Origin of the sequence: Zhongshania borealis, from assembly GCF_039539625.1 — a bacterium.
Taxonomy (GTDB): Bacteria; Pseudomonadota; Gammaproteobacteria; order Pseudomonadales; family Spongiibacteraceae; genus Spongiibacter; species Spongiibacter borealis.
On sequence record NZ_BAABDM010000001.1, the window covers coordinates 1,327,879 to 1,343,847 of the forward strand.

Consider the following 15,969-nt stretch of genomic DNA (forward strand, 5'->3'; position numbering starts at 1 on the left):
TTAACTCAGAGCAAATCCTTCAAATACGCATCATCAACTTCTGGCTCAGGTGGTTCGGGGTAATCTCCACCCAAAGTTTCCCAACTACGCAGCTGGTAAACGTAGGTCAAAATTTGCGCCACAGCTAAATACAAACCACCGGGAATTTCTGCATCAAGGTCGGTGCTGGCGAAAACTGCTCGCGCCAAACGGGGTGACTCCACAATGGGGACATCATGCTCATTGGCCAATTCGCGGATTTTTGCAGCGATATTGTCAGCGCCTTTTGCCAGCAAGGTCGGTGCAGCCATTCGTGCCTCATCGTATTTCAAGGCCACGGCGAAATGGGTCGGGTTAGTGATAATAACGTCTGCAGTAGGGACTTTTTCCATCATCCGGCTATTGGCTGCGGCTTGCTGCATTTCGCGCAGCTTGGCTTTTACCTCTGGACGCCCATCCGATTCTTTGTGTTCGTCGCGCACTTCTTGACGAGTCATACGCAATTCCTTGTGGTAATTCCACAACTGCCAGGGTACATCGATCGCAGCGATTGCAAGCAAAGGTAAGCTCACAATAAAAAAGAACCAAACAAGCAAAGAGGCACTATTTTTAATCGCTTCTTTGGGCTCCTGAAGCCCTAAACCAAGAATATCATTCGCCAGCCCCGACAATAAAAATACCGCCGCTGAACCGATGAACGCCATTTTCATAAGTGCCTTACCCAGCTCACCTAAGCTACGCACCGAAAACAGTTTTGCTACGCCCTTGATTGGGTCCATACGATTGGGTTTTACGCTCAAATTAAACGTCCAGCCGCCCAATATCGTTGAGGAAAACACCACCGCAACAATGGCAATGAGCATCAACGGCCAAATGGTCAGTAAGCCGCGAACCAAAGTTTCATAGAGGCGACTGGCAATTTCAGTCTCGTCACTCATTAAAAAGCTAGGCGACAAACTACTGGACAGAATATTTTGCAGGGCAGTTGCCAACGCGCCACCGGTGAACAGCAATATAGCGGCGCCGGACAAAGTCACCATCATAGTAGTGAGTTCTTTAGAACGCGGTACCTGCCCCTTTTTACGGGAGTCAGCGAGCTTTTTCTCGGATGCGTCTTCTGTGCGTTCTTGACCGTCTTCGTTCTCAGCCATGGCTCACATTCCGAGGAACTGTTCGGCGGCCACAAAGGCGGAACCGAGACCAGTGGTTAACAGGGGCAGTAAATTCGGCAGCAAACGATCCACCACCAAAAAGCCGATTAGCATCGCAATAGGGAAACCCACCGCAAACAAATTCAATGTAGGCGCCGCGCGACTCACTACGCCCATTGCGAGCTGGACCACTAACAGCGCAACCACAGCGGGGATCGCCACTCTTATTGCGCCGGTAAACAATTCGGCTCCACGCACTATGACTACACCAAGCTGATCACCAGACAAGGCCCGCCCGCCCACCGGCCAATATTCAAAACTCCTAGCCAGCAAGCTTAAAAAGTCCATATGGCCGTTCATCGCCACAAAAATTAGCATGGTGAAAATCAGCAGGAATTGCGACAAAACCGGTACTTGTACGCCGCGCTGAGGATCGACCATCATGGCAAAACCTAAGCCCATACCCATCGCAATCAACTGTCCGGCCAAAATAATAGCGTCAAAAACTAGCTGGATAATAAAACCAAGACATAGGCCAATAAAAAACTCATTGGCGATAACCAACATGGTTTCGACGCTCAATAAATCCATTGGTGGTGGCGCTGGCAATAGCGGTAACAGAACGGCGGTGATGAATATCGCAACCATGATTCGAGAGCGGGTTGGGATATAGGCTGCGCTAAACAGGGGGGCGGTCATCATAGCGCCGCCAACGCGAATAAACGGCAACCAAGCACTAGCCAGCAAAACGCTGAGCTGATCTGCAGTAAGCCCCATCACAGTAGGGTCACCCCACCAAGCCGGGGATCATTTCAAACAGCTGAGTAGTGTAGTCTATTAATTGCCGAAGCATCCACGGGCCAGCCAAACCGAGTACCATCACTAATACCACCAGCTTAGGAATAAAGCTTAAGGTCATATCTTGAATCTGAGTAGCGGCCTGAAACATACCGATCATTAAACCCGCCGCAAGCGCCGACAACAACAAAGGCGCCGCCAACAATACGGTGACATTCATTGCCTGGCGACCAAGTTCGATTACCGTGTCGGCATTCATTGATAGAAACTCGCCGCAAGGGAACCCATCACCAAACTCCAGCCGTCCACTAACACAAACAGCATGATTTTAAAGGGCAGCGAAATCATCATGGGCGATAGCATCATCATACCCATGGACATCAAGACACTGGCGACCACGAGATCGATAACCACAAAAGGAATAAACAACAAAAAACCAATTTGGAAGGCGGTTTTTAACTCGCTGGTTAAAAACGAAGCCATCAATATTGCAAAGGGGACATCTTCTGGCTTATCAAAGGCATCTTGACCAGTGATCTCAGCAAAGCGGGCAATATCCTCTTCACGGGTTTGGCGCAGCATAAACGCCCGAAAGGGTTTAAAGCCTGTTTCGATGGCTTGTTCAAAAGGCATTTCTTCTGCGATATAAGGTTTAATCGCATCGTTATAAGCAATTTCTGCCACCGGCTGCATAATAAACATGGTTAAAAATAGCGACAGACTTAATAGGATTTGATTCGATGGCGTCTGCCCTGTACCCAAAGCCTGACGCAGTATCGACAAGACAATCATAATACGGGTAAATGCCGTCATACCAAGCAGTAAGGCCGGCAATAAGGTTAGCGCGGTCATAACCGCCAGTAATTGCAACGACACCGTATACTCTTGGCCGCCGCCAGCCGCAGGCACCGCCGTTACAGCGGGTAAAGACAATTGCGCCGCATCTGCGATCATCGGCAGACAACAGCCCGCAAGTAGTAGCAGTTTTTGGAGGACCTTCATGACTGAACCCCACTTTCTCTGCCCGCAGTCGTTTTAGCAGTTTGCTTAGGCATGCGCGCCAATAATTTAGCAAATGGGGAGTTTTGAGGAATTGGCGTATCGCTGTCTTGGGGTGAAGTCCAAGTATGCAAAGTATTAATAGCAGCGGAGGTACAACCAAGTAGCAATTTCTCATCGCCGACTTGTACCACCAATAGTTTTTCTTTCATGCTCAGCGGTATTTGACCAACAACAGCGACACCGGCCTGACTCGGCCCAGAGATCAATCGGCTTTTACGCAGCAACCACATTACCGCGACAATACAAAGTACCACCAACAGCAAACTGCCCAGTAAACCACTTATATCAAGTTCTGCCATACTCGGCGTCGACGCTGGCAGTACAGGCGCTGAACCAGTGGATTTAGCCGCCACGAGCGGTTCAGCGGTTTCGGCTAAATCTGCGCTCCAGGCTGGCAACGCCACTACCGTAGCAATTCCGGCCAGTACACAATATCGCTTAGCCAAATACGCTATCATCCCCGACGCTCACGCTCTTCCTGGCCCACAACCTCGGTAAGCATAATCCCGAATTTATCCTTAACTACAACGATTTCGCCACGCGCCACGAGTGTATCGTTCACCAGCACATCAAGCGGCGTACCGGCGGCACGATCTAATTCAATAATGGCGCCCTGGCTAAGCTCGCGAATATCGCGAATACTCATTTTAGTTCGGCCAACTTCCACGGCGACATTAACGCTGACATCCATAATCATGTCGAGGCTCATATCATTACTCATGCGTCCACTCCCCGTGCTACTACCTGCTGCTGGCTTTGTTTGCTGCGCGCTAGTGTGTTCATTTAATTCCTTAATCTCTGCGGCGCTTACCGCCTCGTTTTGACTTGCGGCTGCTGCCGCTGGCTCTTGATCATTGACGTCGTCTGTCATACGTCCTCCTTAGCGCTGGGTCCGTTTCTTCGGCACCGGACCTTCGAGTTTCACCGCTAAATTGCCTTGATGACTGCCAAAGCGACCGCGCATAAAGGGTTTGCCGTCTACTTCTAAAATCAATTCATCTGGCGACGGTAAATCGATAATATCTCCAACCTTAAGCCCCGCGACTTTTTTCAAGCTAAGCTTGGTGTGCGCTAACACCGCCACTAATTCAATTGGTGCAGACTCAAGTCCCTCCAGCAATCGATCTCGCCAATCATCACTCGACGGTTTGCCTTTGCTCTTGGCCGGATCTCCCAGACTGTCGCGTACCGCATCAATGGCGCTCCACGGCACAATAGACCAAAGACCACCGGTAAACTCACCGATTGTTACAGTAAATCGTGTCGCTACAAGGGAGTCTGCCTCGCTGATGCTATCGAGCATGCGTGGATCATTATATTGGGCGGCAATTGTCGGCGGGATTTTAACGACTGATTTCCAAGCACTGGCAATATCGGGAAGCAAGGCGGTATTCAGCATTTCCATAAAACTGAATTCGGAAACTGACAAAGCCTCTCGATCACCCTGCTGACTTGCTCCAGAGCCACCAAAATAGCGATCGACCAACTGAAAAACCAAGTCGGACTCAAACGCCAAATACAAACTGGCACTCATCGGCAACCCCTGCACTACCGATAAACTGCAGGGTGCCGACAGAGTATTGACCATTTCCTCGAACTTCATCACCGAAATTTTATCGGTTTGTACTGAACTCACGGCCGATACAAATTCCTGCATTCGATCTCTGGTCGCGCCGGCGAATTGCGACTGAATCAAAGATAGCGCGGGAATAAGGCGCTGTACCGCATAATCTTGGCGAGCAAGGTTGTACTTGCCTTTCCCGGCAGTGTTCTCTTCCTCGCCGGCCATCAGCGCTTCGAGTTCTTCCGGATCGAGTACATCGGTCACGTCATCAACCTCACTGCACTACGAATTTGGTGAAATACACCGCGTCAACGCCGCCTTTACCAGATTCAGCTATTAAGACGCCGTTAATCACCGCCATCGCCTCTTCCTGAATTTTCTGACGCTGCTCTACCGTGGCAATTGCCTCGCGATCCAATTTACTAAGGAACAGTAATATATCGTTTCGTATTCGGGGTTCGTATTGTTCAACGCGGTTAAAAGTATCGTCGCGGCGCGACATTAACTCGATCTCAATCATTAAAAAGCGCATTCCACGCTCGTTTTGCAAATTCACCACAAAGGACGGCGACAAACTGTAATACTCCGGGGCCTTCAGGGCTGGGCTAGCTGCGGCCATCATTTCACCTTCGGCGCCCGTTGGCATCGGCACCGGCGCGGAGCTTTTCATAAAGAACCAAGTGCCACCAACCGCAGCCAAGAGCAAGACAACAACCCCGACAATTAAGATAATCTTAGATTTCATAATCTGTTTCCAACAATCCGTATAGTGACAACATAGCTATAATCAAGGCAAAAGCAAGGCTTGTGCCAATGAAAATTGTACTTTGAAATCAGACACTTAATATAGTTACAAATGCCTATGACAAAACTTTGGCAGCCCGTTGCCGGTATTCAGGCGCAATTTAGCCACCAGTGTCACTCAGTGACCACCAATTAGCACCTCACTTACTGTTATAATTCATGAAATGCATCAAGGAGATAGTCTAATGACAGTTGCTTCAGCACGACACATATTAGTTAAAACCGAACAAGAAGCGAAAGATCTTAAAGCTAAAATCGCGAAAGGCGGAGATTTTGGTGAATTGGCGAAAAAGCATTCCGATTGCCCATCGGGCAAACAGGGTGGCGACCTCGGCGAATTTCGCCCCGGCCAGATGGTAAAACCCTTTGACGACGTGGTTTTTAAAGAAGCCGTTTTAGAAGTACACGGCCCAGTCAAAACCCAGTTTGGCTACCACTTGATCCAAACTATTTACCGCAACTAACGGCATCTGTGGCGAGGGGTGTTATTCTGCGCCCATCTCGCCAATGAGCAATACAGTATGTTCGCACTATCCTCAGGTAACTTCTGTTTAGCCAAGTAGCCACGGCATACTTGGGAGTTCCTTGAGCTGCTAAACTGCATCCCCAGAATTCCCTGTCATCGCGCGATAACAATAGCTACCTTTCTAAAAATCACCTCCTAAGTGCTGACAAATAAAAAGCCCCGCATTCATTCCTGAGTACAGGGCAATTTGCCAATCTATTAAGTAACCGTATCAACAATTATTCATACAAAAACTGCATGCCATTAATTGTTATTGAGAACACCAAAAACTAAATATGATCATAGGAAATAACTATTTTATCACCAGACGTCGGTATAGCCTCCCCATAGAACACTATGGAGACTTCTTCGCTGCCATATAGCACATCAAATCCATCATTATGACTTGCATCCCTAGTAACGGCTGCGCCGTTTACAGTGACACTTACTGAGTCCGGTTTGGGCGGAAAATCTAGTTTAAAGCTACTAGCTAAACCCGTCGCTGTTTGAATTATCTGGTCATACATCACTGCCCACGCAGTTGACGGCGCGCAAATAGAGGATGAGCTCCCGCCCGTAACAGCAGCAATTTCTCTGAAATGCGCGCCACCATCTGCACTACCACCTTCCCCTGAGCACGTGGAATCTGGCGTGTAGCTAGGATATGGGTCATTGAAGGTTGGCCGCACTACGTTCGAGGGTCCTGTAATAGAAAAGTATGTTGCGCCGCTATCAGTAAAGATTTGTTTATAGGTATCGAAATCACGCGGGCTGTATCCACTACCGTAAACGCCTGATGGTAAAGACTCACCTACAGACTCATTCTCGGGTTCGTCCGAGACGAAAACCACGATATTTGGTGCCGTTTCACGATCGAAGCCAGTCAAATCTACTTTATCTGCGCAATAGAAACCTGTCTCTGTTGCGCTACCTGATGTACCTGGCCGAGCGATACCATCGTAATCGTCACCCCATTGATTTTTGCCGTCCGGTGTTGTCGGCGAGATAAAATTCGTCGATGCATCATCTGGCAGGGTTAATAACTCATCACAATTTCCGCCATCTGTCGTTGTTACTGCCAAACGAAAATCAAGTCCTGCATTATTAAGACTGTCAAAAAATTGATCTACTCCATTTCCGAGATTGTCTTGCTCCTGCCCCATAGAACCGGAATTATCAATAACCCACAAAATATCCGCCGCATTATTTAGATCTTCTACCTGCGTAAAGGTTTGGCTGGCAGAAACAAAGGTGTTAACGGCTGAAATTGATGTCACCGCAGTACCGTTATTCACATCACCGTAAACCGCTTTGACCTGATCGGCAAAATTCGTCGAGTACACCCCTACCCATGTGTACAAGTTTTGACCGATTTCCCAAAAAGCAAGGGACACCCTGAACTCTCTTCCGCTGTTGCTACCTACAGGAAGCACTGAAATATCCGCGTCTGAACCGAGCTCAGCTAGCAATACATTACGGATATCAGCACTGCTACGGCCACCTGAAATATACTCAACATCTAAAACTACGATCGCAACGGCGGCCTCAATACCTTCTATGCTTCGGTTTACCAACTGATTCACACTTGCGCCGTCCTCGACCAATACATTGGTAACCAAGGACACTTTGTCGTCAACCACATCGCTTTGATTATTCGACGAATCAGATTCCGCGCGCGCAACGGCGGTTTCCGCAATCTCCGATTCCGAAACCACCATGCCAAAACCGGCATAGTCCAATTCCTCATCATCTAAAAGTAATGAGGGCCGGCTATCTCCAACCTCTTTGGTTTTCTCAGCGTCAATATCGCCGTACAAGGCCATTTTCGCTTTTTCACTGGCTATAGCAGCATCTACTGACGGGGTATTGCTTTTACTACTGTTTTCAAAACACGCAGTCATACTCAGCACTGAGAAGCTCAGCACCGAAGCAACAAAAATCTTCGGGAAATACATAACGACACTCCAAATTGTCTAATTTTGCTGCCAATCCTTAGCAAGCTATACCAACATCATTGGCAACATATTTATACTTTGCGCTCGAAGAAGCGCAGATCGTATGAAAGCACAAATGCCCTCATACGTAAATTCCAATATAACGCTTCAGCGAGACGGTATATTGGCCAGTGCAGTCGACTCCGGGCTCGCGAAATTATTCAGATAGGAAATCATGGCGCGTGCAGATTCCCGCTGGTACTCGGGTGTGATGACACCATGAAAGTGATAAGACAAACGTAAACACGCCGTACCAAGCTCAACCGTCAGTGCTCGCGCATTCGGATTGGATGCTGGCAACAGCACATTCACCGCCGCCATTAAAGTTTCAACTTGACCACCTAAATGCTCAATGGTGAGTTCTAGCGCCTTGCTGCTTTCATCACTGGCCATCGCGCCAAGAATCAACATTCGCCCCACCGGCTTACTATTGTGAAAATCGGCAACCGCCTCAGTAATTTTGTACACCATTTCTTGCCACGTCAGCTCCCCTAATTGCTGCACAGCCGCCTCGACATGCTCCTCTAGTTTTATCAGATAACGTCGCGTCAGCTCATTCAATACCGCGTAGGGAGTCGGAAAAAAATGGTAAATACTCGTTCGAGTATACGCCAGTCGCTCGGCAAGCTCTGGGATGGAAAAGCCGGAAATCCCCTTAGCAAGCAATACCTGTTCGGCCTCCGCGAGAATTTTCTCAAAGCGGGCTTTGCCACGCAGCTGCTGCGGCGCTCGGGCCTCGGATGGCAATGTATGTGGACTATTCATGCCTAAACACTATCACTTGACAGTCAAAACGTACATAAGTATGTTAATGACACATCCTAGCATTAGTATGCAAATTGAGCTCGCTGGCCACACATCAATAACAAGGCTAAATATCAGCGGCGTTCTCAGCGTACAAGTCTAAAAATAATAAGAGCAATACCCAAGGCGAGATCAGCACCCTTGCTGGCAGCACCGATCTTGAGGATTATAAAATGAGCATTATTCGCGACCCACTGCGCCGTTTCTCTTTCATACTCGCCATCACAGCTGGCCTCGCCGCATGTGGCGGGGGCAGTTCAGGCGAGCCTCAGGGCGCTGTTAATACACCACCGATAGAAAATGGCGAGGACAATACATTCGCCAGCACCGAAGCATTTTTTGCTCAACGAATTTCAGTTCGCATGGATTACTGTCGCAACTGCCATATTCCCGGCGGTATCGCCGACACTGACGACGGCAAACTATTTATGCTGGCGAGCAGCAGCAACAGCGATTACATCAACACCTTTGAGGCATGGCAGGCACTTGATAAAGGTGTCGCGACAAATCGCCTTTTAACCATGAATTCAGATCAATCTCTAGCCCACAGCGGCGGTAAAAATTGGCCTGTCGGCAGCACCGCCTACCAAGAAATGACGAGTTTATTAAACTGTTGGGCCAATCCATCGAGCTGCGTATTGCAAAGCGGTGGCGCCGTACCGGAGGAATTACCTCTGCTCGGCAGTCGACGTGCCGCGCATCGCTGGTCAGAATTTTGCGAGAATCAAAGTGACGACGCCATTCTTCCACCGGATCCCCGCAGCTTAATTCAGCCTGGCGTTAATCAAGGTAAGGTAGTATTTTTTAATGCCTATTGGCAGGATTGCCACGCCAATCTGCCAGCGGAGGAGCAGCAGGCAAAAACCTGCGGCGAATACCGAAGCCGCCGTGATCGCGGCCTGCAATTTTTAATCGACGAATTGCCGGTAGGCGAAGTCTCAGCCGAAGAATTTGATAATACTTGGCAGAAATGGGGTTTAGACGCCCGGCCCGATAATTTTGAAGAGCTGTATACCCTACGCTATGGGATGAATTACGCGCCCTTTGACAACCCCTACCCACGCAATGGCGAAGACCCCAACCAAAGCAATGGCGGCTCCGGCCAATTGCCTTTAGGCCTGCGCCAAAATAAAGACGCCAACGGAAATTGGACTGGCACCATCGGCAGCGCAGCCTGTTTTCTTTGCCACGGCGGACAGGTTGGCGACCCACGCCAAGGCGAAAGCGTGCACATCGGTATGAACAATATCGGCTCCGGCAATAATAATTACGATGTACTCATGTCGGGCAAAGACGCCTCGCCTTTTAGTGGCCTAGCCCTAGCCGAAGACGCCCTGCCACCACTCGATATAAATGCGGTCTTTAATATTGGTATCAAACAACGTGGCCAAAACAATGCGGTAGGCGCCTTTGAGTTTTTAATCACACTGCTCGATTACGACTCCCTAGGTGTAAACCCAAACCCCTTAAAAACCATAACCGGGGGCAGCGCTCAGGGTGTAATGGATGTAGCGCACCCCCTTGCCCACACCCAAGACACACCGCCTTGGTGGAATATGGGCATGCGCCCTCGCAAGTTTTTTGACGCAGGGATTTCGAATGACAGCACACGAATCATTATGGCTGCGGGTCCGGGCGAACTTAATGAAATATTTTCTCAAGACGGTGTGCCCTATCGCACTCGCATCGAATTGTGGGACCAGGATCTAGAAGCCTATTTCCTATCACTAGAATCGCCAGAATACCCCGGCGCGGTAAATACTAGCCTCGCAGAGCAAGGCGCCATTTTATTCCACAACAAAGACTTGTGGGCAGAAGAAGCCAATGCCGATAGCCCCAAACCCCTTGGCGGCAATGGCTCCTGCGCCTCCTGCCACGGCGTATATTCACCGCGATTTGCCAACGATATTAACTTCCTAGAATCGCCGGTTTTAGAGGGTGTGGCCGGACATATCTCGCCCCTGAACGTCATTAACACCGACCGTGCCCGCTCCGACATGCTCACCCCCACACTGCGTAAGGGCTGGGACACCACATACTGGGGATACACCGACGGTGTCGAGGGTTGGGTGGCACCAGAGAACAAAGACCCACTAAGCGAAGCGCTAGACGACTTGTTGCCCATTGAGAGCCGCCCCCAAGGCCTGTGCGGTTGGGAGAAGGACGTCATCGGCTATCAAGCGCCGCCCTTATACGGTATTTGGGCCACGGCGCCCTACTTCCACAATGGTTCAGTGCCAACCCTGGCGCAGTTGCTAGACTCCAGCAAACGACCTGCAATTTGGCAGCGCAAAATACAGCAAGACGGCCCAGTGAAGGGCTTTGATCAAAGCATGGCCGCTTACGACCACAACGCCGTTGGCTGGCAACACGACGAGCTAGTGTGCGCAGATATGCCAGGCAATCCCCTAAGCAACTGCAACCCGGTAGACGACAAAGGGCCATCTTTAACCCAGCTTGCACAAAGCTATTTGAATAGCACACTGAGCTGGGCAGGATTAATCAGCATTCCTGATCCGAGCCCTGATGCCTTCGATAAACGGCTTATTTACGACAGCCGTATTTTGGGTAACGGCAATGGCGGTCACAACTTTACCGATGCACTAAACGACGCAGAGCGCAAAGCGATTATCGAGTACCTGAAAACGCTTTAGCACCTTCCCCTAAAATTAAAAAAGCCCACTCAAAGAATGAGTGGGCTTTTCGGTTTAGCTCAAACTAAGTGGCCTTGCTTGCTAGACCGCTTCAATTTCGATCAGAACTTCACCCGGCGTTACACGATCACCTTTCTTCACAAAGATATCGACAACTTTACCTGCTATCGGTGCTTGTACCTCGGCCTCCATTTTCATGGCCTCGGTCACTAGCACTGCCTGACCCAACTTAACAATATCACCGACAGCGACCAGCACTTCTACAATATTGCCCGGCATATTAGTACTAACATGGCCCGGCTTGCTGGCAGAGCTGCGGCTACCGCCACCCTCGGCCTTGTATTCGTTGAGTGCTTCGAACACCACTTCTTCTGGCATGCCATCTAAGGTCATGTAGATATGACGCTTACCAGTGCCCTTAACCCCAACACCGGTAATCGCAACTTGATAGCTTTCACCATGTACGTCAATGACAAACTCTGTCGGCGCACCGCCCTCAGTCACGGGCCGTGATCCGCCCTGACCAATCGGCTCCAAGACTTCCGGTACTAGCGTGCCAGCTTCGCGTTCCGATAAGAATGTACGACCGAGGTCTGGGAACATTGCAAAGGTGAGGACGTCTTCCTCTGACTTGGCTAAAGCACCAATATCCTCACGTAGTTTTTTTAGTTCAGGCGATATTAGGTCCGCAGGACGCACATCAATCACATCCTCACTACCAATGGCCAGAGCTCGAAGATCTTTATCTACCGCCGCAGGCGCCGCACCATAATGGCCTTGCAAATAGCGTTTCACCTCATTGGTAATCGTGGTGTAACGCTTGTCAGCAAGAATATTCATTACCGCTTGAGTGCCGACAATTTGCGAGGTCGGCGTGACCAAGGGAGGATACCCAAGGTCTTTACGCACCGCAGGGATTTCAGCGAACACATCGCCAATGCGGTGTAAGGCACCCTGCTCTTTTAGCTGATTCGCCAAATTCGACATCATGCCGCCAGGCACTTGGTTAATCTGCACGCCCACATCTTCGCGGGTAAATTCGCTTTCGAACTGGTGGTATTTTTTGCGCACTTCCCACAACTGAGTCGCAATACTTTGCAGAGCCGGCAAATCTAAACCGCTGTCGCGGTCAGTGCCTTTAAGCGCCGCAACCATGGTTTCAGTAGCAGGATGGCTGGTGCCATTCGCGAATGCCGACATTGCGGTATCGATAATATCGATCCCCGCCTCGACTGCTTTCAGCTGGCACAATCCAGCTAAGCCGGAGGTCATGTGAGAGTGCAGCGCCAGCGGTACGCTGACTTCTTGTTTAAGTGCCGCTATTAGCTCCGAGGTCGCACTGGGCGTGAGCAATCCAGCCATATCTTTTATGGCAATAGAATCCACGCCCATGTTCACCATGTCTCGCGCTTGCTGAACAAATTTGGCCGTTGTGTGCACAGGGCTGGTGGTATAGCAGATTGTACCTTGCGCGTGTTTACCTGATTTTTTGACCGCGCCAACAGCCGTTTCAATATTGCGCACATCGTTCATCGCATCAAAAACGCGGAAAATATCCATGCCGTTTTCAGCTGATTTTTTAATAAACGCCTCCACAACATCATCGGCGTAGTGGCGGTAGCCCAAAAGATTCTGACCGCGTACCAGCATTTGCAGCTTGGTGTTGGGCAAGGCTTCACGCAATTTACGCAAACGCTCCCAAGGATCCTCCTTCAAAAACCGCACACAGGCGTCAAAGGTTGCGCCGCCCCAGACTTCCAGCGACCAAAACCCAATCGCATCTAACTCGGCGCAAACGGGCAGCATATCTTCAGTGCGCATGCGCGTGGCGATGAGTGATTGGTGGCCATCGCGCAAGGCAACATCAGTGATTAGAACAGGTTTAGCTTGGCTCATGATCAATATCCTTTAAGCGTTATAGGCCGGCGTGGGCGGCAATTGCGGCGGCCACAGCCAGTGCAATATCTTCGGGGCGGGTTTTATCCGAGTACTGCGTTAACTCGGGGTGACTTTCAACAAAGCTGGTATCGAAATTCGCAGCGCGAAATTCAGGGTGTTTTAGAATTTGCTGGTAATAAGACGCCGTCGTCTTCACACCCTGCAGACGCATATCGTTTAAAGCCCGCGCACTGCGGTTCAAAACCTCTTCCCAAGTCAGGCCCCAAACAATCAGTTTTAAACACATTGAATCGAAATAAGGCGGAATGGTGTAGCCAGTGTAAATGGCGGTATCAACCCGCACACCTGGGCCACCCGGCGCGTAGTAACGGCTGATTTTGCCAAAACTGGGTAAAAAATCATTCTTAGGGTCTTCAGCGTTTATGCGGAATTCAAGTGCATAACCACGGAAGGAGATATCCTGTTGGCGATAGGCCAAGGGCAACCCCGAGGCAATACGAATTTGCTCGCGAACCACATCCACCCCAGTGATTTGTTCGGTAATGGTGTGTTCAACCTGGACCCGAGTATTCATCTCCATAAAATAGATCTGATTATCGGCCAGCAAAAATTCAACGGTACCGGCATTTTCATAGCCCACCGCCTCGGCGGCCCGCACCGACATCTCGCCAATATACGCGCGCTGCTCCGGCGTTAATTGCGGCGATGGCGCTATTTCAATGAGTTTTTGATTACGGCGCTGAATTGAACAGTCACGCTCAAATAAGTGGATTACATTGCCGTGGCTGTCAGCCAAAATCTGAGCTTCAATATGGCGAGGATTAACAATGCACTTCTCCATGAATACATCAGCGCGACCAAAGGCTTTAGTGGCCTCAGAGACGACTCGATCATATTGGCGACGCAGATCTTCTTCGCTGTCACAGCGGCGAATACCACGGCCACCGCCGCCAGAGGTTGCTTTCAGCATAATCGGATAGCCAATAGTCGCAGCAAAGCTTACCGCCTCTTCAACATCCACTAGGTTGCCGTCGGTTCCGGGCGTTACCGGAACACCAGCAGCAGTCATCGCCCTGCGCGCTTCGGTCTTATCACCCATACGCCGAATGACTTCAGCGCTCGGACCAATGAAGGTAATGCCGCGCTCGGCGCACACATCCGCCAGCTCCGCATTCTCCGAAAGAAAACCGTAGCCCGGATGCAGACCATCACAACCGGTTTCAACTGCAAGAGCCACCAATTTCCGAGGGTTCAAATAGCCCTCTAAAGGGTCTGCGCCAATATTGTAAGCCTCGTCCGCGCGCTTCACATGCAATGCAAAACGATCCGGCTCGGTATAAATCGCCGCGGAGCGGATGCCCATTTCCGCGCAAGCCCTTACAATACGCACCGCAATCTCACCACGGTTGGCGATCAGGATTTTTTTCAACATAGCTGAACACTCCCTAATGGGGAAGAATTACCCCCTAACCTAGCTTTGCTGCTAACTAAAAGCCACTGCAATCCAGTACACCTAGAATGACATGCAGCCACCGTACCGAAAAAGCCGCAAAATAAAAAATTAATATTTGTATTGATAAGAATAAGTAATTCCTTATAGTTGTTAAAACTTTGCAGCGAGATCAACATGAACGCGAGTTATTTAAGCCGTCTTACCCTGCGCCAGCTAGATGTCTTTCTCGCTGTTTGCCTGCACCGCAGTTACTCCAAGGCCGCCCAGCAGCTATCGCTCACCCAGCCCGCCGTAAGCTCACAGATACGCAGCTTAGAAGATGTCGTTGGCCAGGCCTTATTCGACTATCTCGGCAAACAGTTATTTTTGACCAGCGCGGGTGAAGTTATGCTCCGCGCCGCACGCGAACTAAAACAGCGCTTAGTGCACCTTGAAATCGAATTAACGGAGCTTCATGGCCGATTACAGGGCAGCCTGAACATCGCGATTGAATCCAGTGCAGAGTATCTGCTACCGGCCTATATCAATCATTTCTGCGCTAAGCACCCCGACGTTAATATTAGCCTACATGTCGTCAATCACCGGCGCCTGCTCGAACGCCTCCACGACAATCTTGATGACCTCGCCGTCATGACCCAGGTGCCAGATGGCCGCGCCCTGATCTACGCGCCTTTTGCTGAGCATCAATTGATTGTAGCGGCAAATCCAGATCACCCACTACGCCAGCAAAGTACTGTAAGCTTAATTGAACTGCTCGAATTCCCCGTATTAATACGTGAAATTGGTTCAGGGACCCGACAAATTTTTGAAGAATTCTGCCGCCAACACGGCTGCGTCATCCAACACGCACGCCAAATGGGTAGTCACCATGCCATTAAAACCGCCTTAGCCAGCGGAGAACACTTCGCCGTGTTACCTAGCGCATTGATCAAAGAAGACCTCGCCGCAGGCCGCTTAGTCATCCTTGGGGTAAGCGACTTTCCCATTCGTCGCTCATGGTGCACCGTTTACCCCAAGGGCAAGCACCTCAACCCGCTAACAAAGGCCTTCCACGACTACCTTCACCAGCGCCCGGCCTAAATATCAAAGCGTGGCGCCAAGTAATGGCGTCTGTCATCACCGATGACAAATTAAAAAAGGTGTACAAGCCCAGCGTACTGCCGGAATATGTGACTTCTCCCCACCCTACGCTTCGCTAGGGTGAGGCTTCTCACTTCTTAGGCCGCTGCCGACACTGTGCCGGTCTTACGCAGGCCTCCATGAGCAGAAACGACGAGCCCCGTCGCTTTTAACTTCAGAATA

The 15,969-nt window shown here is 50.1% G+C and carries 15 protein-coding genes; 3 read left to right on the forward strand and 12 right to left on the reverse strand.

Annotation, left to right across the window (positions count from 1 at the left end):
• Window positions 1-5: 5 nt before the first annotated feature.
• Genes flhB through ABD836_RS06275 form a run of 8 tightly spaced genes read right to left on the reverse strand, consistent with a single transcriptional unit; the run spans window position 6 to window position 5,299 of the window.
• Window positions 6-1,130: a flagellar biosynthesis protein FlhB gene (gene flhB, locus ABD836_RS06240; protein WP_344933514.1), complete on the reverse strand. Its 1,125-nt coding sequence runs from the start codon at window positions 1,128-1,130 to the stop codon at window positions 6-8.
• A gap of 3 nt (window positions 1,131-1,133) precedes the next feature.
• Window positions 1,134-1,907, reverse strand: a complete 774-nt coding sequence (gene fliR / locus ABD836_RS06245; RefSeq protein ID WP_344933588.1) for a flagellar biosynthetic protein FliR — start codon at window positions 1,905-1,907, stop codon at window positions 1,134-1,136.
• 10 nt (window positions 1,908-1,917) lie between these two features.
• A complete protein-coding gene (gene fliQ / locus ABD836_RS06250) occupies window positions 1,918-2,187 on the reverse strand; it encodes a flagellar biosynthesis protein FliQ (protein ID WP_344933517.1) in 270 nt (89 codons plus the stop codon).
• Window positions 2,184-2,930, reverse strand: a complete 747-nt coding sequence (gene fliP / locus ABD836_RS06255; RefSeq protein WP_344933520.1) for a flagellar type III secretion system pore protein FliP — start codon at window positions 2,928-2,930, stop codon at window positions 2,184-2,186. The genes fliQ and fliP overlap by 4 nt, the downstream gene beginning before the upstream one ends.
• Complete coding sequence (gene fliO / locus ABD836_RS06260) at window positions 2,927-3,448, reverse strand: flagellar biosynthetic protein FliO (protein WP_344933522.1); 522 nt, start codon at window positions 3,446-3,448, stop codon at window positions 2,927-2,929. Before fliO ends, fliP begins: the two co-directional genes overlap by 4 nt.
• A complete protein-coding gene (gene fliN, locus ABD836_RS06265; protein WP_344933525.1) occupies window positions 3,445-3,861 on the reverse strand; it encodes a flagellar motor switch protein FliN in 417 nt (138 codons plus the stop codon). The genes fliO and fliN overlap by 4 nt, the downstream gene beginning before the upstream one ends.
• A gap of 9 nt (window positions 3,862-3,870) precedes the next feature.
• On the reverse strand, window positions 3,871-4,818 hold the full coding sequence (locus ABD836_RS06270) for a flagellar motor switch protein FliM (protein ID WP_344933529.1): 948 nt from the start codon (window positions 4,816-4,818) through the stop codon (window positions 3,871-3,873).
• A 10-nt stretch (window positions 4,819-4,828) separates the two neighbouring features.
• Entirely contained in the window at window positions 4,829-5,299 is a 471-nt protein-coding gene (locus ABD836_RS06275; protein ID WP_344933530.1) for a flagellar basal body-associated FliL family protein, read from the reverse strand.
• Window positions 5,300-5,543: 244 nt separating this feature from the next.
• On the opposite strand from ABD836_RS06275, the gene ABD836_RS06280 reads away from it, so the two are divergent.
• A complete protein-coding gene (locus ABD836_RS06280; RefSeq protein ID WP_344933531.1) occupies window positions 5,544-5,822 on the forward strand; it encodes a peptidylprolyl isomerase in 279 nt (92 codons plus the stop codon).
• A 331-nt stretch (window positions 5,823-6,153) separates the two neighbouring features.
• Here the strand turns inward: ABD836_RS06280 and ABD836_RS06285 are convergent, their stop codons facing one another.
• Window positions 6,154-7,818 carry a vWA domain-containing protein gene (locus tag ABD836_RS06285; protein WP_344933533.1) on the reverse strand — a complete coding sequence of 555 codons (1,665 nt, stop codon included), beginning with the start codon at window positions 7,816-7,818 and terminating at the stop codon, window positions 6,154-6,156.
• Between the two features lie 147 nt (window positions 7,819-7,965).
• Window positions 7,966-8,622 (reverse strand): TetR/AcrR family transcriptional regulator, encoded by a 657-nt coding sequence (locus tag ABD836_RS06290; protein ID WP_344933535.1) that lies wholly within the window; start codon window positions 8,620-8,622, stop codon window positions 7,966-7,968.
• 212 nt (window positions 8,623-8,834) lie between these two features.
• Here ABD836_RS06290 and roxC point away from each other — a divergent pair, with 212 nt between their 5' ends.
• Window positions 8,835-11,315 carry a putative rubber dioxygenase RoxC gene (gene roxC, locus ABD836_RS06295; RefSeq protein WP_344933536.1) on the forward strand — a complete coding sequence of 827 codons (2,481 nt, stop codon included), beginning with the start codon at window positions 8,835-8,837 and terminating at the stop codon, window positions 11,313-11,315.
• Between the two features lie 81 nt (window positions 11,316-11,396).
• Here roxC and oadA read toward each other — a convergent pair whose 3' ends face one another.
• Together oadA and ABD836_RS06305 are read right to left on the reverse strand one after the other, a co-directional pair.
• Window positions 11,397-13,211: a sodium-extruding oxaloacetate decarboxylase subunit alpha gene (oadA, locus tag ABD836_RS06300; protein ID WP_344933538.1), complete on the reverse strand. Its 1,815-nt coding sequence runs from the start codon at window positions 13,209-13,211 to the stop codon at window positions 11,397-11,399.
• 19 nt (window positions 13,212-13,230) lie between these two features.
• The gene (locus ABD836_RS06305) at window positions 13,231-14,646 is read right to left on the reverse strand and encodes an acetyl-CoA carboxylase biotin carboxylase subunit (RefSeq protein ID WP_344933540.1); all 1,416 of its coding nucleotides are present in this window, start codon (window positions 14,644-14,646) and stop codon (window positions 13,231-13,233) included.
• Between the two features lie 195 nt (window positions 14,647-14,841).
• Here ABD836_RS06305 and ABD836_RS06310 point away from each other — a divergent pair, with 195 nt between their 5' ends.
• Window positions 14,842-15,747: a LysR family transcriptional regulator gene (locus tag ABD836_RS06310; protein ID WP_344933542.1), complete on the forward strand. Its 906-nt coding sequence runs from the start codon at window positions 14,842-14,844 to the stop codon at window positions 15,745-15,747.
• Window positions 15,748-15,969: the final 222 nt, after the last annotated feature.